20 protein-coding genes are annotated in these 17,593 nt (G+C 70.6%); 13 read left to right on the top strand and 7 right to left on the bottom strand.

Annotated features, from left to right (window positions below):
- Positions 1 to 186 precede the first annotated feature (186 nt).
- The 6 genes from E1288_RS07800 (at position 187) to E1288_RS07775 (ending at position 6,494) form a co-directional block, all read left to right on the top strand.
- A complete protein-coding gene (locus E1288_RS07800) occupies positions 187 to 1,419 on the top strand; it encodes an extracellular solute-binding protein (RefSeq protein ID WP_132482739.1) in 1,233 nt (410 codons plus the stop codon).
- Positions 1,420 to 1,519: 100 nt separating this feature from the next.
- Positions 1,520 to 2,443: a carbohydrate ABC transporter permease gene (locus E1288_RS07795; RefSeq protein WP_132482737.1), complete on the top strand. Its 924-nt coding sequence runs from the start codon at positions 1,520 to 1,522 to the stop codon at positions 2,441 to 2,443.
- Position 2,444: 1 nt separating this feature from the next.
- Positions 2,445 to 3,341, top strand: a complete 897-nt coding sequence (locus E1288_RS07790) for a sugar ABC transporter permease (RefSeq protein ID WP_132482735.1) — start codon at positions 2,445 to 2,447, stop codon at positions 3,339 to 3,341.
- A 103-nt stretch (positions 3,342 to 3,444) separates the two neighbouring features.
- Positions 3,445 to 4,344 carry a homocysteine S-methyltransferase gene (gene mmuM / locus E1288_RS07785; protein WP_207954240.1) on the top strand — a complete coding sequence of 300 codons (900 nt, stop codon included), beginning with the start codon at positions 3,445 to 3,447 and terminating at the stop codon, positions 4,342 to 4,344.
- A 136-nt stretch (positions 4,345 to 4,480) separates the two neighbouring features.
- Positions 4,481 to 5,671, top strand: coding sequence for a sialidase family protein (locus tag E1288_RS07780; RefSeq protein WP_235883411.1), 1,191 nt, complete (start codon positions 4,481 to 4,483; stop codon positions 5,669 to 5,671).
- A 49-nt stretch (positions 5,672 to 5,720) separates the two neighbouring features.
- Positions 5,721 to 6,494 (top strand): class I SAM-dependent methyltransferase, encoded by a 774-nt coding sequence (locus E1288_RS07775; protein WP_235883410.1) that lies wholly within the window; start codon positions 5,721 to 5,723, stop codon positions 6,492 to 6,494.
- A 154-nt stretch (positions 6,495 to 6,648) separates the two neighbouring features.
- Here the strand turns inward: E1288_RS07775 and E1288_RS07770 are convergent, their stop codons facing one another.
- Positions 6,649 to 8,097 carry an alpha-amylase gene (locus tag E1288_RS07770; RefSeq protein ID WP_132482731.1) on the bottom strand — a complete coding sequence of 483 codons (1,449 nt, stop codon included), beginning with the start codon at positions 8,095 to 8,097 and terminating at the stop codon, positions 6,649 to 6,651.
- A gap of 360 nt (positions 8,098 to 8,457) precedes the next feature.
- On the opposite strand from E1288_RS07770, the gene E1288_RS07765 reads away from it, so the two are divergent.
- Positions 8,458 to 8,670: an RNA-binding S4 domain-containing protein gene (locus tag E1288_RS07765; protein ID WP_132482729.1), complete on the top strand. Its 213-nt coding sequence runs from the start codon at positions 8,458 to 8,460 to the stop codon at positions 8,668 to 8,670.
- Positions 8,671 to 8,739: 69 nt separating this feature from the next.
- Here E1288_RS07765 and E1288_RS07760 read toward each other — a convergent pair whose 3' ends face one another.
- Positions 8,740 to 9,105: an amidohydrolase family protein gene (locus E1288_RS07760; protein WP_235883409.1), complete on the bottom strand. Its 366-nt coding sequence runs from the start codon at positions 9,103 to 9,105 to the stop codon at positions 8,740 to 8,742.
- Positions 9,106 to 9,136: 31 nt separating this feature from the next.
- Positions 9,137 to 9,547 carry an amino acid permease gene (locus E1288_RS07755; RefSeq protein WP_235883408.1) on the bottom strand — a complete coding sequence of 137 codons (411 nt, stop codon included), beginning with the start codon at positions 9,545 to 9,547 and terminating at the stop codon, positions 9,137 to 9,139.
- A 202-nt stretch (positions 9,548 to 9,749) separates the two neighbouring features.
- Between E1288_RS07755 and E1288_RS07750 the strand changes: the two genes are divergently transcribed.
- A complete protein-coding gene (locus E1288_RS07750; RefSeq protein WP_132482727.1) occupies positions 9,750 to 10,082 on the top strand; it encodes a glyoxalase superfamily protein in 333 nt (110 codons plus the stop codon).
- A 63-nt stretch (positions 10,083 to 10,145) separates the two neighbouring features.
- Here the strand turns inward: E1288_RS07750 and E1288_RS07745 are convergent, their stop codons facing one another.
- Positions 10,146 to 10,511: a HesB/IscA family protein gene (locus E1288_RS07745; protein ID WP_093277650.1), complete on the bottom strand. Its 366-nt coding sequence runs from the start codon at positions 10,509 to 10,511 to the stop codon at positions 10,146 to 10,148.
- Between the two features lie 227 nt (positions 10,512 to 10,738).
- On the opposite strand from E1288_RS07745, the gene E1288_RS07740 reads away from it, so the two are divergent.
- The 4 genes from E1288_RS07740 to cobS all read left to right on the top strand — a co-directional run bounded on the left by E1288_RS07740 (position 10,739) and on the right by cobS (position 13,903).
- Entirely contained in the window at positions 10,739 to 11,377 is a 639-nt protein-coding gene (locus E1288_RS07740) for a DUF3043 domain-containing protein (protein WP_132482725.1), read from the top strand.
- Between the two features lie 112 nt (positions 11,378 to 11,489).
- Positions 11,490 to 12,035, top strand: a complete 546-nt coding sequence (cobU, locus tag E1288_RS07735) for a bifunctional adenosylcobinamide kinase/adenosylcobinamide-phosphate guanylyltransferase (RefSeq protein WP_132482723.1) — start codon at positions 11,490 to 11,492, stop codon at positions 12,033 to 12,035.
- 18 nt (positions 12,036 to 12,053) lie between these two features.
- Positions 12,054 to 13,151, top strand: a complete 1,098-nt coding sequence (cobT, locus tag E1288_RS07730) for a nicotinate-nucleotide--dimethylbenzimidazole phosphoribosyltransferase (RefSeq protein ID WP_132482721.1) — start codon at positions 12,054 to 12,056, stop codon at positions 13,149 to 13,151.
- Complete coding sequence (gene cobS, locus E1288_RS07725; protein WP_207954239.1) at positions 13,148 to 13,903, top strand: adenosylcobinamide-GDP ribazoletransferase; 756 nt, start codon at positions 13,148 to 13,150, stop codon at positions 13,901 to 13,903. Before cobT ends, cobS begins: the two co-directional genes overlap by 4 nt.
- Before the next feature lie 129 nt (positions 13,904 to 14,032).
- Here the strand turns inward: cobS and E1288_RS07720 are convergent, their stop codons facing one another.
- Positions 14,033 to 15,136, bottom strand: coding sequence for a branched-chain amino acid aminotransferase (locus tag E1288_RS07720; RefSeq protein ID WP_132482719.1), 1,104 nt, complete (start codon positions 15,134 to 15,136; stop codon positions 14,033 to 14,035).
- Positions 15,137 to 15,292: 156 nt separating this feature from the next.
- On the opposite strand from E1288_RS07720, the gene E1288_RS07715 reads away from it, so the two are divergent.
- A complete protein-coding gene (locus tag E1288_RS07715; RefSeq protein ID WP_132482717.1) occupies positions 15,293 to 15,589 on the top strand; it encodes a hypothetical protein in 297 nt (98 codons plus the stop codon).
- Between the two features lie 55 nt (positions 15,590 to 15,644).
- Here E1288_RS07715 and E1288_RS07710 read toward each other — a convergent pair whose 3' ends face one another.
- Both E1288_RS07710 and E1288_RS07705 read right to left on the bottom strand, forming a co-directional pair.
- Complete coding sequence (locus E1288_RS07710) at positions 15,645 to 16,319, bottom strand: DUF402 domain-containing protein (RefSeq protein WP_132482715.1); 675 nt, start codon at positions 16,317 to 16,319, stop codon at positions 15,645 to 15,647.
- Positions 16,320 to 16,327: 8 nt separating this feature from the next.
- Positions 16,328 to 17,575, bottom strand: coding sequence for an APC family permease (locus E1288_RS07705; RefSeq protein ID WP_132482713.1), 1,248 nt, complete (start codon positions 17,573 to 17,575; stop codon positions 16,328 to 16,330).
- Positions 17,576 to 17,593: the final 18 nt, after the last annotated feature.

The following is a 17,593-nucleotide window of genomic DNA, read 5'->3' as shown; positions in this document are numbered from 1 at the left end:
CTCCTCCGCACCGGGACCGTTTGCCGCCACAATCCTGCACACAGCCGAAATATTTTGCAATCATCGCGCAACTCAGCTCGCCGCTCCGCCACCCATTTATACCTGAACACCTTGACTTGCATCACATTTCGGGTATGGAATTTAACGCCAGTCGTTCGCAAATTTTTGCAAACAGGAGGTCCGGACATGAGATCAAGGGCCACGGTCGCCGCCGCCCTGGGCCTGGTCGGCGCGCTCACCGCCGGCTGCGGGAGCGACGCCGGGAACGCCGGCGAGGTCGTCTTCTGGGACACCAGCGGATCCGCGGAAAGCCCGGTGTTCGGCGAGATCGCCGCCGAGTGCGGCCGCACCGGCGGCTACCAGGTGCGCGTCGAAGCGGTCGCCTTCGACCAGGCGCTGAACAACTACAAGACCGCGGCGCAGGGCGGGCAGGGACCCGACGTGCTGCGCGCCGACGTCGGCTGGGTCGCGCAGCTGGCGCAGGCCGGGCTGATCCAGGACCTCTCCGGCACCCCGCTGGCCGCCGACACCGGCGACTTCCTCGCCGCACCGCTGGAATCCACCAAGTTCCAGGGCAAGACCTACGGCGTCCCGCAGGTCACCGACGCGCTCGCGCTGTTCTACAACAAGAAGCAGCTCGCGGAGGCCGGCGTGACCCCGCCGAAGAGCTGGGACGAGCTGAAGGCCGTCGCGCCGAAGCTCGGCGGCGACCGAGCACTGTTCATCAACAACGACGAGTATTACGCGCTGCCGTTCATCTACACCTTCGGCGGCGACCTCGTGGACACCGAGGCGCGGCTGATCACGGTGAACGCGCCGGAAGCGGTGCGCGGCGTGCAGGTCGCCAAGGACCTCATCGACGCGAAGGCCGCCCGCACCGCGCTGGACCAGCCGAACTCCTACAGCAGCATGAAGGCGGCGTTCACCAGCGGCGAGGTCGCGATGGTCATCGACGGGCCGTGGGCGGTCTCGGAGTTCACCGAATCGGAGCCGTTCGCCGACCCGTCGAACCTCGGCATCGCCCCGGTTCCGGGCTCCGCGACGCCGTCGCCCGTGGGCGGGCACGACTACGTGATCCGGCAGGGCAGCGACGCCACCGAGGCATCGGTGAAGTTCGTCCAGTGCATGAGCAGCGCGGAGAACCAGGCGAAGGTCGCGGAGAAGCTCGGGCTGCTGCCGACCCGCAAGTCCGCCTACGACGTCCCCGCCGTGGCGCAGAACCCGGTGGTGTCCGCGTTCCGGCCGCTGGCGACCAACGCGCACTCCCGGCCGTGGATCCCGGAGAACAGCGAACTCCTCGAACCGCTGCAGACCTCGTACGCCGACATCCTGTCCGGGCGCAAGGACGTCCAGAAGGCCTTGGACGAAACGGCGCAGACCTACAAGACCTCGGTCCTGACCGACTACGCGCTGCGCTGAAACCCGGACCGTTCTTCGCGCTCCGCGGGCGTGCGGCCGGCGTCGCGTCGGGGGCGAGGACCGGAACCGAATCCACCAACAAAGTTCTGAGGCGGCTTCAATGCGGTTGCGGAATCTCCTGGCGCGGCACTGGTTCGTCTACGCGATGATCTCGCCCGTCGTCGCAGTGCTCGCGCTGCTCGTGGTGTTCCCCCTGCTGCAGGGGTTGTTCTTCTCGTTCACCGACATCAACGACACCAACATCGCCAACCCGGTGCTGGACCGCGAGGCGAGCTACGAGTTCGTCGGGCCGGCCAACTACCTGAACGTGCTCTCCGGCGATCCGGCGTACGGCTCGTTCTGGTCGACGCTGGTGCGCACGCTGATCTGGACCTCCGCGTGCGTGGCCTGCCACTACGGGATCGGGCTGGCGCTGGCGCTGCTGCTCAACCGGCGGATGCGGCTGCGCGGGCTGTACCGGGTGCTGCTGATCCTGCCGTGGGCCGTGCCGGTGTTCATCAGCGCGTTCGCCTGGCGGTACCTGTTCAACGCCGAGTACGGGCTGATCAACTGGGCGCTGGAGTCGGTGGGGCTGCCCGCGCAGGTGTGGCTCGGGCAGTCGGACCTGGCGCTGGTGTCGGTGATCGTCGTGAACGTGTGGCTGGGCGTGCCGTTCATGATGGTGGCGCTGCTGGGCGGCTTGCAGGCCATCCCGGCGGACCTGTACGAGGCCGCGGAGATGGACGGCGCGTCGCCGTGGCACCGGTTCATGCACGTGACGCTGCCGGGGCTGAGGCCGGTCTCCGGCGCGGTGGTGCTGCTCGGCGTGATCTGGACGTTCAACATGTTCCCGGTCATCTACCTGATCACCGGGAACAACCCGCACACCAGGATCCTGGTCAGCTACGCCTTCGAGCGGTTCTTCGCCGGCGCGACGCGGGATTACGCGATCGCCTCCACCTACGGAGTGCTGATCCTGTCGGTGCTGCTGGTGTTCGCGACGATCTACCGCCGCGCGATGACCCGGCGGGGAGAGGTGCTCTGAGATGACCATCGACGCAGCATCGCTGCAGGCGACGTCCGCGGCCGCCGAGCCGGGCCGGGCGCGCCGGAGGTCCACCGCGGCGAGCATCGGCCTGCACTCGGCCCTGATCGTCGCGTCGCTGATCGCGGTGTTCCCGGTGTTCTGGGTGGTCGTGGTCTCGTTCAAGCCGAACGCCAAGGCGATCGAAGCCACCCCGACGCTGTTCAACGAGTCCAGTTTGGACAACTACCGGGATGTGCTCGCCGGCGCCAAGGGCGCGTTCCTGAGCTGGTTCGGCAATTCGGTGCTCATCGCGGCGCTGACGACGGTGCTCGGGGTGCTGCTGGCGGCCACCACCGCCTACGCGGCGAGCCGGTTCCGCTTCCCGGGGCGGCGCTGGCTGCTGCTGTCGTTCCTGGTGGTGCAGATGTTCCCGTTCGCGGTGCTGATCGTGCCGCTGTACAACATCCTGCTGGGCCTGGGCCTGCAGGGCAGCGCGTTCGGGCTGGTGCTGGTGTACTGCAGCACCGCGATCCCGTTCTGCACCTACATGCTCAAGGGCTACTTCGACGGGATCCCCGGCGACATCGACGAAGCGGGCCGGGTGGACGGGCTGTCGCCGTTCGGCGTGTTCTGGCGGCTGGTGCTGCCGCTGGCCAAGCCCGGGCTGGCGGTGACGGCGTTCTACTCGTTCATCGTGGCCTGGAGCGAGGTGGCGTTCGCCTCGGCGTTCCTGTCGGCCGGCGACCGGTCGAAGACGCTGGCGGTGGGCCTGCAGGTGTTCGTGCAGCAGAACCGCGCCGAGTGGGGCCACCTCGCGGCCGCGTCGGTGCTGGTGGCGGTGCCCGCGGTGATCGTGTTCTACCTGGTCCAGCGCTTCCTCGTCAGCGGCCTCTCGGCGGGCAGCGTCAAGGGCTGAGCCACCCGGGCGGGGCGCGGGCTCCGGGTGACGGAGCGTGGCGCCGGGTGCGGAGCGTGATCGTTTGTCGGGCCTGCGGCCCGATGCGCACTAGGGTGGGTGCATGAACGCGTTCAGCCTCAGCGGCGCATCGATGATCCTGGACGGCGGCCTGGCCACCGAACTGGAAGCGCAGGGCCACGACCTGTCCGACGCGCTGTGGTCGGCACGCCTGCTGGCGGACGCGCCGGAGGAGATCGTCGCGGCGCACGCCGCGTTCTTCCGGGCGGGCGCGGAGATCGCGACGACGGCGAGCTACCAGGCGAGCTTCGAGGGCTTCGCCGAGCGCGGCATCGAACGCGCCGACGCGGCGAGGCTGATGCGGCGGAGCGTGGAGCTGGCCCGGCTGGCCGGCGACGTCGAGCCGGGCCGGCACCGCTGGGTGGCGGCGTCGATCGGCCCGTACGGCGCGATGCTCGCCGACGGCTCGGAATACCGGGGCCGCTACGGCCTCACGAAGCGCCGGCTGCAGGACTTCCACTGGCCGCGGCTGGAGGTGCTGGCGGAGGTCCGCCCCGACGTCTTCGCGCTGGAGACCGTCCCGGACGTGGACGAGGCGGAGGCGCTGGTGGACGCGATCGACGGCCTGGACGTCCCGGCCTGGCTGTCGTTCACCATCAGCGGCGACCGGACCCGAGCGGGCCAGCCGCTGGCGGAGGCGTTCGCCGTGGCGGCGGGCAGCGACGCGATCATCGCCGTCGGCGTCAACTGCTCGGCGCCGGACGACGTGCTGCCCGCGGTCGAGATCGCCCGGGCCGCAACGGAAAAGCCGATCGTCGTGTACCCCAACAGCGGCGAGGACTGGGATGCGCAGCGGCGCGCGTGGACGGGCCGCGCCCGGCTGTCGGCAGAGGAGGCCCGCGGCTGGCGCGCGGCGGGCGCCCAGGTGATCGGCGGCTGCTGCCGGGTGCGCCCGGAAGACATCGCGGCCGTGGCGGACGCGCTGGTTGATCCGGCCGACTGAGCCGGCGCTGGGCCGATCGCCACCTAGGACAAACATTTACCGGACAGTTCGACGGAAAGTTCTTTTCCGACATACCGGATCTGCGGTGCAATGCGTTATCCGTTCGTCGGCGAAAGGTAGGACGCGCATGCGCCGGATGACGAAGCTAGCGGGGGCGGCGGCCGGGGCCGCGCTGCTACTGCTGGGCGCCGCCCAGACGACCGCGACCAGCGAGCCCCTGGCGATCGCCGGGCAGACGATCTTCATGAAGGGCGAGGGCGGCTACAACTGCTTCCGGATCCCGGCTCTGGTGCGCACGCAGGACCGGAGCACGCTACTGGCGTTCGCGGAGGGCCGCCACAACAACTGCGACGACACCGGCGACATCGACGTGGTCCTCAAGCGCTCGACGGACGACGGGAAGACGTGGCGGCCGCTGGAGCTGATCACCGACGGCGCGGGCGACACCCGCGGCAACCCGGTGCCGATCGTGGACCGGGCCACCGGCCGGATCTCGTTGCTGACGACGCACAACCCGGGCCCGCAGTGCAACGGCAACGGCTGCACCCGGACGCCGTTCCTGCAGCACAGCACGAACCCGCAGGGTACACAGTGGACGAAGCCGGTGGCCCAGCCGCAGCTGACGAAGCCGGAGTGGAACACCTGGTACGCCACCGGTCCGGGCCACGGCCTGCAGATGACCCGGGGCGAGCACGTGAACCGGATGGTGGCGGGCATCAACTTCGAGGGCGAGGGCGGCGTGAAGGGCGCCGGCATCGTCTACAGCGACGACGGCGGGACGAACTGGCGGCTCGGCGCGCTGGACGACCGGACCGGCAAGGCCATCAAGCCGCAGGAGCTGAGCCTGCTGGAAACGGTCGACGCCGAGATCTACGCGGCGGCCCGCAACCAGGACAACTCCGGGACGACGATCGCCGAGGGCAACCGGGCACACGCGGTCAGCGCGGACGGCGGGGCGACGTTCCGCGCGCCGTTCGAGGTCGTGCCGCAGCTCAAGGGCCCGGTCGTGCAGGGCTCGGTGGTGCGCCTGCGCGCGACGACGGCGGGCGACCCGCACAACCTGATCCTGTTCTCCGGGCCGTACAACACGAATCCGGACATGGACCACCGCCGCCACACGATGCGCATCCGCACGTCGTCGGACGAGGGCGCCACCTGGCAGGAGGTGGGCACGGTCGTGGACGCGACCTGGTCGGCCTACTCGGACCTGATCAACCTGGGCGGCGGCTGGGCCGGCCTGCTCTACGAGGCGGGCTCGCCGAGCTCCGGCGACGCGAACCAGACGATCCGCTACGCGAGGTTCAGCGAGAACGACCTGGCGCGCTGAAAATCCGTTGGCACGGCGGATCTCGGCACGTCAAGCTGGTGAACGTCCGATGGACGCGGCGACACCGGAGATGCCGATGACGGAGCCGGAGTTCGATACCGAGGGCCTGTTCAACGACGACTACCTGTATTTCTACCGCGAGCTCACGGATGCCCGCAGTGAGGCGGAAGCCGCGCTGATCTGGGACCTGCTCGGGCTGGAGCCCGGCGTGGAACTGCTGGACCTGGCCTGCGGCCACGGTCGGCTGACCAACCGGCTGGCGGCCCGCGGCTGCCGGATGACGGGCCTGGACTACACGCAGCTGTTCCTGGACAAGGCCCGCGACGACGCCGAAGCCCAGGGCGTGCAGGCCGACTACGTCCGGGGCGACATGCGGAAGTTGCCGTGGGAGAACAGGTTCGACGTGGTGATCTGCTGGTTCACCTCGTTCGGCTACTTCTCCGACGACGACAACCGCCGGGTGCTGAGCGAGGCTCGCTCCGCGCTGCGGCCGGGCGGGAAGTTCGCCCTGGAGCTGAACAACATCACCAACCTGCTGCGCCGCTACCAGGACACTGTGGTCCGCCAGGTGGGCGAGGACATGACCGTCGATCAGCACCGCCTGGACCCGGTCAACTTCCGGTCGGGCGTGGAGCGCACGATCATCCGCGACGGCCGGACCCGCCGGATCCGGTACTCGGTGCGCTTCTTCACCGTCCCGGAGCTCCGGGAGTGGCTGCACCAGGCGGGTTTCCGGGATGTCGAGGTCTACGGCGACGACGGTGCCCCGCTGACCGCCGCCCACGACCGGATGATCATCACAGCCCGACGCCCACCCGAGTGACCGACGAAGGGCGCCTTCGAGCGGCTTGCCCGAAGGCGCCTTTCGGCCACGGTGGACAGATCGGTCACCAATGCCGCAGCACCGATCGCGCCGAACCGGAAAAGCCCTCTAACGAACATGGGACTGATTCGGACATGGCCGATCTCTGGGAAGATCAGCCGAGCTTCGCACCTGCGTGCAACGCGACACCGGAGTTGGCGGCGACGGTGGCGGTGAACTTGCCGTCCCCGCCGACCTCCACCGCATCGCCGGTGCACGACCCGCCGGAGAGCTCGCCGGTCATCACGTTGCAGTAGGTCCCCGCGGGCAACGACGTCTGGAAGGTCTGCGACAGCTCGCCGCCTTCCCGGTTGATCACGACGAACCCGGCGTCCCCGCGCCCGAACGCGATCTGCCCGTTGCCGTTGTCCCACCAGCCGGTGAGCTCCTCGCCCTGCACCGCGGCGTGGAACCCGGCCATCCCAGCGATGATGGCGCGCCGGTGCTCGCACACCCACGCCGAGCTGTCACAGCTCGCGGCCTCGGTCGTGCCGTCCGCGGCGGCGGGGGGACCGGCGTCGGGGTTGTCGAAGGCGAAGCTGGAGATCAGCTGCGGCGTCCCGTACGGGTAGGCCAGCTCGAACGCGACGGCCAGGTCGTAGGTGACGCCGTCCTTGTAGGTCAGCGTCGGCGAGCTGCGCTGCGTGTCGTGGTTGTCGATGAAGACCACTGCCTGCTCGCTCGGCAGCGGCATCTGGTCCGGCAGGTTCGCCAGCCCGGCCAGCGAACCGTTCTTGAACGCGTTGGCGACCGTGCCGTAGTAGGCGAATTCGGTGACGTCGCCGTTGCCGGCGTACTCCCCCGCCGTCGTCGTGCCGTCCGCGATCACCTCCTGGAAGACGTACGGCTTGGCGCCCGTCCCCGGCACGTTCTGCAGCGCCCCGAAGATCGCGCCGACGTCCTCCGGCGGCATGTGCTTGACGCCGTCCACCCGGAACCCGGAAACGCCCAGCCCCACCAGGTCGTTGAGGTAGGCGATCTCGGTGTTGCGCACGTATTCGGACTCGGTCGCGAGGTCGGCCAGCCCGACGAGCTCGCAGTTGCGCACCTCCCACTTGTCGTTGTAGTTGGCGATGTCCCGGCGGCAGCCGTGGAAGTCGGCGTCCGAGTAGACGCCCGGGTAGTCGTACTTCGAGTAGGACGAGCCGCCGCTGCCCGGCCCGCTGCCGGCCGATCCGGTGCCGCTCATGTGGTTGACCACGGCATCGGCGTAGATCTGCACGCCCGCGGCGTTGCAGGTCTGCACCATCGCGGCGAACTGCTCCCGGTTGCCGCGCCGGGACTGCAGCTGGTAGCTCACCGGCTGGTAGTCCTGGTACCAGGGGTGGCCCGCGTCGGCGAGCACGACGTGCTCCTGCGGCGGTGACACCTGCACCGCGCCGAATCCCTTGGGGCCCAGGAAACTCGTGCACTCCTGCGCGATGGAATCCCACGGCCACTGGAACATCTGGATGATCGGACCGCGCACCGGCGCGGCGGCGGGCTCCGCCGGCAGGCCCGCCGCGGCGGGCACCAGGGCCGTGCCGCCGAGCACCGCGACCAGCAGCAACAACGGCATTCGCATGACAACCTCCTCTGCGTCGAGTGGGTCGCCTACGATCACATTTTCTTGCAGATGTTAAGTCAATACACCATCTGCACCAGCACTCACCTGCTCAAACCCTTGCAAATTATTGCAATGGACCTCTACAGATCCAATGTGGACACACATCCCGGCCGATGCAACGCGAGGGAGCATCGTTTCCGCAGGTGATCGCCCGCGAGCGTTTTGGGGTGCTATGGCGACCCAACACGCTCACGGCCCCTGACCAGGCAGAACACCAACCAGCGACGAACCGGCAGCACCGGGTGACCGTCCGTGCACCGAGCGCAGCGCCGGTGCCCGGCCCGGCCGCGCACCGGGTGCGCGGCGGACAATGGCGGCATGCGCGAAGTGGAGATCCGGGACGACATGATCCGGCTCGGACAGCTGTTGAAGCTGGCGGGCCTCGTCGAGCACGGAGCGGAGGCGAAGGAGCTGCTGGAGGACGGCCAGGTCGAGGTCAACGGCGCGGTCGAGACCCGCCGCGGCAAGCAGCTGGTCGAGGGCGACGAGGTGGTCCTCGGCGGCGAGGTCGTCCGGGTCGTCACCCGCTGACGGCCGCCACCTCAGACGGAAAGGGCGCCTTCGCCGAGCAGTCGGCGAAGGCGCCCTTCGCTCATCAGGTCACAGCGCCTCGTGCACGATGCGGCCGCCGACGATGGTGCAGGCCACCCCGAGATCCGGCAGCTCGTCCGGGGCGCAGGTGAGCGGGTCACCGTCGAAGACGGCCAAGTCCGCCCGCATGCCCACCCGGACGCGCCCGGCCACGTCCTCCTCGCTGGCGCCGTAGGCCGCCTCGGCGGTGTACCCGGCGAGCACCTGCTGCGCGGAAAGCGCCTGGCCGGGCAGCACGGGCGCCCGGCCCGGCTCGGCGACCGGGCGGCGCAGCCGCGCACCCGCATGATCACCCGCGGGTCGAAGGCCGCGATGGGCCAGTCCGAGCCGAGCGCGACGTGGCCGCCAGCGGCGAGGATGTCGCGATACCGCCACGCCCGCCCGCAGCGCTCCGCGCCGATGCGCGTCAACCAGTTGTCCGTGTGGTCGGGCAGCGTCCAGTCCATGTGGGTCGGTTGCATGTGACCGCGCCGAAGTTCAGCGCGGTGCCCGGCCTGCCCAGCCGGATGTGCCCGATGCAGCCGGTCAGCCAGGCGTAGGACGGGCCGAGCAGCCGCCGGGTCCACTGGTAGGCGCCGCCGGAGATCGGGAATTCCGAGGAGAGCTCGGCGTAGAGCGCCAGCAGCAGGCACTGCCCGGCCAGGCAGACCGGCAGCGCCCACACCCAGCGGGGCCCGGCGATCGTCGCGCCCACCAGCACCACCGCGTAGAGCCCGACGACCGGGGAGATCGTCGCGAAGCCCATCATGACGTTGCCGAGGACGTCGAGACCGCGGCGGAGCTCGGGTTCGTAGCCGAGCTCGCGCAGCCGCGCCAATCGGCGTCGGCGTCCGGATCTTGCTGCGGTGTCGGGGAATTCATGCCTGCGCCCGGCGACGAGTACCCGGCCTTTCGTACCGCGGTCCGCGCCGTCGACGCGGCGCAGGTCGACCCGAAGCGTTCCGGGACGCCATCACGGCCTACCTCGCGGGCCTGCCCGATCCCGCGTGACCGGCGGTGCCGGCTGGGACGATGGCGGCATGAACGAGGAAGTCATCCCGATCCTCCGCGTCGCGGATGCCGCCGCCGCGGTCGCGTGGTACGAGCAGCTGGGTTTCGCCGCGCAGTGGGAACACCGCTCCGAACCCGGGCTGCCCGCCTTCGTCGAGGTGGCCCGCGGCACGTTGAGGCTGTTCCTGTCCGAGCACGAGGGCGACGCCCGCCCCGACACGCTGGTGTACCTCCGCGTCCGCGACCTGGACGCCATCGCGGACGCCTTCGGCGTCCAGATCGAGCACGCCGACTGGGGGCGCGAGATCGAACTGCGCGATCCCGACGGCAACCGGCTGCGGGTGGGCGCGCCGCCGGCATGAACCCGGACAGCAAGAAGGCCGGCGCCCGCGGGCACCGGCCTCATGCCAGATCGGCTTGCTCGATCAGTGGAACGAGTCACCGCAGGCGCACGACCCGCCGGCGTTCGGGTTGTCGATGGTGAAGCCCTGCTTCTCGATCGAGTCGACGAAGTCGATCACCGCGCCCTGCAGGTAGGGAGCGCTCATCCGGTCGACGACCACACCCAGGCCCTCGAAGTCGCGCCGGACGTCGCCGTCGAGGCTCCGCTCGTCGAAGAAGAGCTGGTAGCGCAGGCCCGCGCAACCGCCGGGCTGCACTGCGATGCGCAGGTGCATGTCGTCGCGGCCCTCCTGCTCCAGCAGGGCCTTGGCCTTGTGAGCAGCCGAGTCGGTCAACGTGACACCGTGGGCGGGCGCCTCGCTCTCGGTCGTGGTGTTCGGGGCGGTCATGGACTCTCCCTAGAGGTCTCGCTCATCCGATTCCGGCGTGAGGTGCAACCCCACCCGGGCTCGGGCTATTCCCACGGGCGCCGCCCGGGGGAGCTGTGTCTTGTCTCCTCCGCCCATGGTGGCACAGCCACCCGCCTAGCTGGTGTGATGTGACCACCCGATGTCTGTTCCGCCGCAGGTGTCCGGTCTGCTGCAGCCCCGGCAGTGGCGTCGAATACCCTGTTGGAGTGAGGTTCCTTCGCCGTAACAGCGCTGAGCAGACCGCCACCACCGAGTCCGACACCGAGACCGGCCCGGCTGCGGCGGAGCATGCCCCCAATCACACCCCCAAGAAGGGGAAGCCGACGCCGAAGCGCCGGGAAGCGGAAGGCAAGCGGCGCGGCCCGGTCCCGCCGCCACCGAAGACCCAGCGCGAGGCGGTCAAGCGGGCACGCGGCAACAAGGACGAGCGCCGCCAGGCGGCGAAGGAACGCCGCGAGCGGATGATGCAGGGCGACGACCGCTACCTGATGCCCCGCGACAAGGGCCCGGTGCGCGCGTACGTCCGCGACCTCGTCGACACCCGGCGGCACCTGATGGGCCTGTTCATGCCGCTGGTGCTGATCGTGTTCGCCACCACGCTGGCGCAGAACCTGGTGGTCCAGCAGTACGCGACGCTGTTCTGCATGGTGCTGCTGGTGATGATGGTCGTCGAGGGCACCCTGCTCGGCCGCTACGTGAACAAGCGGGTGCGCGCGAAGTTCCCGGACGCCAAGGACCGCCCGTTCTCCCTGGGCTGGTACGCCTTCACCCGGGCGATGCAGATCCGCAAGCTCCGGGTCCCCCGCCCCCGCTACACCCCCAAGGACATCGCCAAGGTCGCCTGATCCCGGCACATCCGCGGGCGTCGGGCCCGGCCGGGGGTGAATCGATCTTCCACGTCCGGTTCCGGGTAGCGTCGCGGCGACGTCGTAGGCACGGGGACCGGAGGTTTTCCTGGTGGGTGGGCGCACTCTGGTGCTCGGTGGGGCTCGGTCCGGCAAGTCCGCGCATGCCGAGGGATTGGTGCCGGCCGCTGAGCCCGTCACCTACGTCGCCACCGCGCGGCGGGATCCGGACGACCTCGAGTGGGCCGAGCGGATCGCCTCGCACGTCGCCCGCCGGCCCGACACCTGGCGGACCGTCGAGGCCGGGGACGCCGATGCACTGCTGCGGGTGCTGACCGGGGCATCCCCCGGAGCGACGGTGCTGGTCGATGACCTGGCCACCTGGCTGACCGGCGTGCTCGACGACGCCGGTGCGTGGGATCGGGATCCGGCCGCGCTCGACGTCGTGGCCGGGCACTGCGCCGCGCTCGACGACGCCGTCGCCCGGTGTTCCGCGCGGGTCGTGCTCGTTTCCGCCGAGGTCGGCCTCGGGGTCGTTCCCGCGACAAGGTCTGGAAGGCTGTTCCGGGACGAACTCGGCTCGCTCAACGCCCGGCTGGCCGAGATCTGCGACGAGGTCGTCCTGCTCGTCGCCGGGCTCCCGCTCCGGCTGCGCTGATTCAACGGAGGTTTTCGCTTGTCCACCGACGACCAGAACCAGTCCGGCCCGATCGGGTTCCCGGCGGTACCGGCGCCCGACGAGCAGGCCCGCCGGCAGGCTGTCGCCCGGCACGAGCAGCTGACCAAGCCCGCCGGCTCGCTGGGGCGGTTGGAGGAACTCGGCGTCTGGGTGGCGGCCCGGCAGGGCGCCTGCCCGCCGCGCCCGTTCGCCCGCCCCCGCGTGATCGTCTTCGCCGGGGACCACGGCATCGCGGCGCACGGCGTCTCGGCCTACCCCAGCGACGTGACCGGCCAGATGGTCGGCAACTTCCTCAGCGGCGGCGCGGCGGTAAACGCGCTGGCCGCCGGGGCCGGCGCGACGGTGCGCGTGGTGGACATGGCGGTCAACACCGACACACCTCCGGTGGTCAGCGCGCACAAGGTGCGGCGCGGGTCGGGCTCGATCGACCGGGAGGACGCCCTCACCGCCGCCGAGGTGGACGCGGCGATCAACGCCGGGCGCACCATCGCCGACGAGGAGATCGACTCCGGCGCCGACCTGCTCATCGCCGGGGACATGGGCATCGGCAACACCACCCCGGCCGCGGTGCTGATCTCCGCGCTCACCGGGACCGAGCCGGTGGCGGTCGTCGGCCGCGGCACCGGCATCGACGACAACGCCTGGATGCGCAAGACCGCCGCGATCCGAGACGCGCTGCGCCGCGCCAGGAAGGTTCTCCACGACCCGGTGGCGCTGCTGCGGACCTCCGGCGGCGCCGACATCGCCGCGCTGGCCGGATTCCTCGCGCAGGCGGCGGTGCGGCGCACGCCGGTGCTGCTGGACGGCGTCGTGGTGGGCGCTGCGGCGCTGGTCGCCGAGGAGCTCGCACCCGGCGCCCGGCAGTGGTGGCTCGCCGGGCACCGCTCCGCCGAACCGGGCGGGCCGCTGGTGCTCGACCACCTCGACCTCACCCCGATCCTCGACCTGCAGATGCGGCTCGGCGAAGGCTCCGGGGCGCTCACCGCGCTGCCGGTGGTCAACGCCGCGGTGCGGGTGCTGCGGGAAATGGCCACCTTCGCCGAGGCCGGCGTCGTCGGTCCGACCGAGGCCGAGGCCACCGGCCCGACGGCGTGACGGTGCTGGACGGACTGCGCCTGGCGGTGTCGTGGCTGAGCGTGCTGCCGGTGCCCGCGCAGCACGTCAACGACCGCACCTGCCGCCAGGCGATCTCCTTCGCTCCGCTCGTCGGCGCGCTGGTCGGCGCTTTCGGCGCCGCGGCGCTCTGGGCGCTGACCGCGCTCGGCGCTCCCCCGCTGCTGGCCGGGCTGCTCACCGTCGGCGTCCTGGTGCTGGTCACGCGGGGCATGCACGTCGACGGCCTGGCGGACACGGTGGACGGTCTCGGTTGCTACGGGCCGCCGGAGCGCGCGCTGACCGTGATGCGCGACGGCGGGGCCGGGCCGTTCGCGGTGGTCGCGCTGATCCTCGTGCTCGGCGTCCAGGCGGCCAGCCTCGCCGAGCTGGCGAATGCGCCGTTGACGCTCGTCCTGGCCTGCGCGGTCGGCCGCGCCGGATTCGTGCTGTGCTGCCGAGCCGGAATGCCTGCCGCGCGCCCGGAAGGCATGGGTGCGCTGGTGGCGGGCAGCCAGGCCCGCTGGCTCGTCGCCGCCTGGTGGCTCGCCCTGCTCGCGGTGGCCACCGTCGGCTTCGGCTGGCAAGTGGCCCTCGCCGTCGTCCTCGCCGCGGCCCTGCTGCTCGCCTTCACCTGGCACACCCGGCGCCGTTTCGGCGGAATCACCGGAGACGTCCTAGGCGCCGCCTCCGAACTCGCGACCACGGTCGTCCTCGCGACAACGGCGGTCCTCGCCACCGCGGCCATCGCCTGACCGCAATTTCCATTGAAATCGAAGATTCGATTCAATGGAAATTGCGGGCCTTCGGCGTGCCGGCCACCCGACACGCCGAAGGTTGTGGACAACTCCCGCAATTTCAATGGAAATTGCGGACCCTGGCCGTCAGCCGAGCTTGGTCATCCAGCCGTGGGTGTCGGCGACCGTGCCGTGCTGGATGCCGGTGAGGCGCTCGCGCAGCTTCATCGTCACCTCGCCCGGCTGGCCGTTCGCGACGGTGAACTCGCCGTCTCGGTGCTTGACGTGGCCGACCGGGGTGATCACCGCGGCGGTGCCGCAGGCGAAGACCTCGGTGAGCTCACCGGTCGCGGCCTTCTTCTCCCACTCCTCGACGGTGACCTTCCGCTCCTCCACCTGCATGCCGAGCTCCTTGCCCAGCTCCAGCAGCGACGAGCGGGTCACGCCGGGCAGCAGGCTGCCGCTGAGCGCCGGGGTCACCAGGCGGGCGTCCGAACCCGAACCGAACACGAAGAACAGGTTCATGCCGCCCATTTCCTCGACGACGTGCCGCTCGCACGCGTCGAGCCACACCACCTGGTCGCAGCCCTTCTCCACGGCCTCGGCCTGCGCGGCGAACGACGCCGCGTAGTTGCCCGCGAACTTCGCCGCACCGGTGCCGCCGGGGGCCGCGCGCACGTACTCGTGGCTCAACCACACGGTGACCGGCTTGATGCCGCCGGCGAAGTACGAGCCGGCCGGGGAAGCGATCACCGCGTAGAGGTAGGCGTTGGCCGGGTTGTTGACCCCGAGGCCGATCTCGGTGGAGATCATGAACGGCCGCAGGTAGAGCGAGCTCTCCTCGGCGCTCGGCACCCAGGCGCCGTCCACCGCGATCAGCTCGCGCAGCGACTCGACGAACAGCTCCTCGGGCAGCTGGGCCATCGCGATCCGCTGCGCCGAACGCTGGAACCGCCGCGCGTTCGCGTCGGGGCGGAACGCCGCGATCGAACCGTCGGGCTGGCGGTACGCCTTGAGCCCCTCGAAGATCGCCTGCGCGTAGTGCAGGACCGAGGTCGCCGGGTCGAGCTGCAGCGAGTGGTAGGGCTCCACGGCAGCGTCGTGCCAGCCGCGCTCCTCGGACCACTTGATGGTCACCATGTGGTCGGTGAAGTACCGTCCGAATCCCGGATTCGCCAATACTTCCGCGCGGCGCTCGTCGCTGGCCGGTTGCGGGTTGGGGGTCCGGGTGAACGACAGTGCTCCAGTCATGCGCGTACCGTATCGCGCGCCTCGGAGCAGTGGAAACCCGATCTCCGGAACTTGGTCGTCCAAATATCCGTCGTCCGCTTACTCAACGCTGAAGGAACGCCACAGTTCGTGACGCGAGGCGGTGGAGCCGGACCGGCCGACGCCTATGATGTGACCATGACGCACGCCCAGAACACCCCGGTCCCGGCGGGGCCCACGACGACGTCGCAAGACGCGCTGGCCGCCACCCTGGCGGCGCTGCTGCCGCTGGGCGGCGGCATGCTGGTGATGCTCGGCTACTCGTGGCTCGACATCTTCGGCTTGATCCTGGGCGTCGCCGGAGCGGCCGGCTGGGCCTTCTGGTGGCGCAACAAGCACAAGACGTTCTTCCCGAAGGACCTGCGCGGCGGCTCGGTCGGCGGGATCGGCGCCCTGGTCGCCGTCATCGGCATCCTGCTGTTCATCTCGCTCTGACACCGCGGGCCGGGTGCCTTCCGGGACGACCTGGAAGGCACCCGGCCCCGGTGCATCAGGCGATCAGCAGTCCCTCCGGGAGGGACGGAAGTGCCCACTTCGGATCGGGCGTGGCGTCGCAGTAGGTTCCGTCGAACGGGAACCGGCCCGCCTCCGCCAACGCGATCATGTGCTCACCTTCCGACCGCAGCCGGTCCAGGTGCTGCTCGTCGAACCGGCCGGCGGCCAGCGCGTCGGCCAACTCGTGTTCGTCCTTCCAGGACCAGCACCCGTCGGGGAACACCTCGACGTCGAGCACGCCGTCGACGCGCCGGACGCCGGTGGCGTCCCTGCCCAGCGGCACTTCGAGGTTGACGTACCAGTTGCGGAAGGTGCCGTCCGGCTCGAAGAACCACCAGACCGACGCCCAGCGGTGCTCGTACACCAGGCGCAGCGTCGAAGTGCCGCGCCAGGTCGACCTGGCCGGCACCCGCGGTCCGTTGAAGCGCTCGGCCAACGGCATCTGGCGCGGCGAGCGGCCGTCCGGGGAGGTGGTGACCCGGATCGGCGTCCCGTCCAGGACCCAGCAGAGCAGGTGGGCACCGTCGTCCTCGACCACCCGTGCCGGGTGGACGGTGCCGAGCGAACCGTCCAGCCGCCAGAAGTTGTAGTGGACTTCGTCGCCGGGCGCCCACTTGTGCGATTCGGTGGTGGATTTCAGGGGAATGTTGGCAACACTCGTCTTGAGCATGACCCGCCTCATCTCCAGCGACGGGACACACCTCCCGTCGCCAAAGGACCGATAACAACGACAACAAGCGTCGCAAGCATCGCAGAAATCGGCATGCTCATAGCCAGTACGACCGAGAGCCCCATCCCCAGGCACGCCCCGCGCATCGGCCAGGTCCCGCCGTCCGCCAGCAGCAGCCGGGCACCGGCGTTCGCGAAGGCGTAGTGCACGAGCAGGCAACAGGCCGCGAACGCCATCGCCGGAATGGGCTCTACCAGCAGCGCAACCGCCGCAGCGGCGACACCGGCGACCAAGTCCAGCACGTAAGGCGTTCCGGCGCTGCCGGTGCGTCCCAAGAGGCTCGGCAGGTCTCGGTCGTGCACGAGGGCCAGCGCCGTCCCGCGGAACGACTCCAGCGCGCCCAGCAGCACCGGCAGCAGCGCCACGGCCGCGCCGACGCCGACCAGCGGCGCGAGATCGGCGGCCGCGGCGGCGGTCAGCACCTCGCGGACCGGCATCGGCGACAACGCCAGCCGCGACCAGCCCAGCTGGTGGACCAGCGCAGCGGTCACCGCCGACAGCACCACGACGAGCGCGACCAGCGAGATCACGATGCCGCGCTTCATCGACGTCCAGGCGAACCGGTCCTGCTCGGCGGCGGGCGCGGTCAACCGCTCGAAGCCGAGGAACGCGAAGAACAGCACCGCGGCGGCGCCGGTGATGCCCACCGCGCTGTCGGACAGCGGGCGCCCGGCCGGGATCGGCGGCACGGGTTCGATCGCGAAGCAGGTGACAACCACGAGCCCGAGCACCGCGACGGTCAGCACGAGCCAGATCCAGGCGGCCGCGCCCCGGATCCGCAGCCCCGCCGTCGCCGAGAGCACGACCAGCAGCAGCGCCGCCGCGGCGACCTGCGGCGCGGCCGAGGGCAGGAAGAAGTCGCCCAGCACCCGCGCGATCGCAGCCATCCCGGCGACCTGCCCGGCCAGGTACGCGCTGGCCCCGACCCGCGACGGCACCACGCCCATCCGGGCCCGCACGCACACGTAAGCCGCGCCTGGCACGCGGTAGGCCTCGGACTGGTACGCGGTCGACGAGGCCGAGCACACCACGGCCGCCAGCGCGATCAGCAGCCCGAACGGCAGCCACGGCCCGGCCGCGGCGGCCGCGGGCGCCGGTGCCACGAACACCCCGGCGCCGAGCATCCCGCCGAGCGCGAGCGGGACCGCACCGGCACCGGATGCGAGCCGGCCGGCCGATTCAACCTGTTGGGCCACGGGACCACCCTTACAGAC

This window comes from Saccharopolyspora elongata (assembly GCF_004348985.1).
Lineage (GTDB): Bacteria > Actinomycetota > Actinomycetes > Mycobacteriales > Pseudonocardiaceae > Saccharopolyspora > Saccharopolyspora elongata.
Note: the sequence above shows the minus strand (reverse complement) of the source record. Positions and strands in the feature narration are given on the sequence as shown.

Coding starts and splice junctions, on each gene's coding strand:
- E1288_RS07800 (WP_132482739.1), top strand. CDS start 187: ATGAGATCAAGGGCCACGGTCGCCGCCGCCCTGGGCCTGGTCGGCGCG.
- E1288_RS07795 (WP_132482737.1), top strand. CDS start 1,520: ATGCGGTTGCGGAATCTCCTGGCGCGGCACTGGTTCGTCTACGCGATG.
- E1288_RS07790 (WP_132482735.1), top strand. CDS start 2,445: ATGACCATCGACGCAGCATCGCTGCAGGCGACGTCCGCGGCCGCCGAG.
- mmuM (WP_207954240.1), top strand. CDS start 3,445: ATGAACGCGTTCAGCCTCAGCGGCGCATCGATGATCCTGGACGGCGGC.
- E1288_RS07780 (WP_235883411.1), top strand. CDS start 4,481: ATGACGAAGCTAGCGGGGGCGGCGGCCGGGGCCGCGCTGCTACTGCTG.
- E1288_RS07775 (WP_235883410.1), top strand. CDS start 5,721: ATGGACGCGGCGACACCGGAGATGCCGATGACGGAGCCGGAGTTCGAT.
- E1288_RS07770 (WP_132482731.1), bottom strand. CDS start 8,097: ATGCGAATGCCGTTGTTGCTGCTGGTCGCGGTGCTCGGCGGCACGGCC.
- E1288_RS07765 (WP_132482729.1), top strand. CDS start 8,458: ATGCGCGAAGTGGAGATCCGGGACGACATGATCCGGCTCGGACAGCTG.
- E1288_RS07750 (WP_132482727.1), top strand. CDS start 9,750: ATGAACGAGGAAGTCATCCCGATCCTCCGCGTCGCGGATGCCGCCGCC.
- E1288_RS07745 (WP_093277650.1), bottom strand. CDS start 10,511: ATGACCGCCCCGAACACCACGACCGAGAGCGAGGCGCCCGCCCACGGT.
- E1288_RS07720 (WP_132482719.1), bottom strand. CDS start 15,136: ATGACTGGAGCACTGTCGTTCACCCGGACCCCCAACCCGCAACCGGCC.
- E1288_RS07715 (WP_132482717.1), top strand. CDS start 15,293: ATGACGCACGCCCAGAACACCCCGGTCCCGGCGGGGCCCACGACGACG.
- E1288_RS07710 (WP_132482715.1), bottom strand. CDS start 16,319: ATGCTCAAGACGAGTGTTGCCAACATTCCCCTGAAATCCACCACCGAA.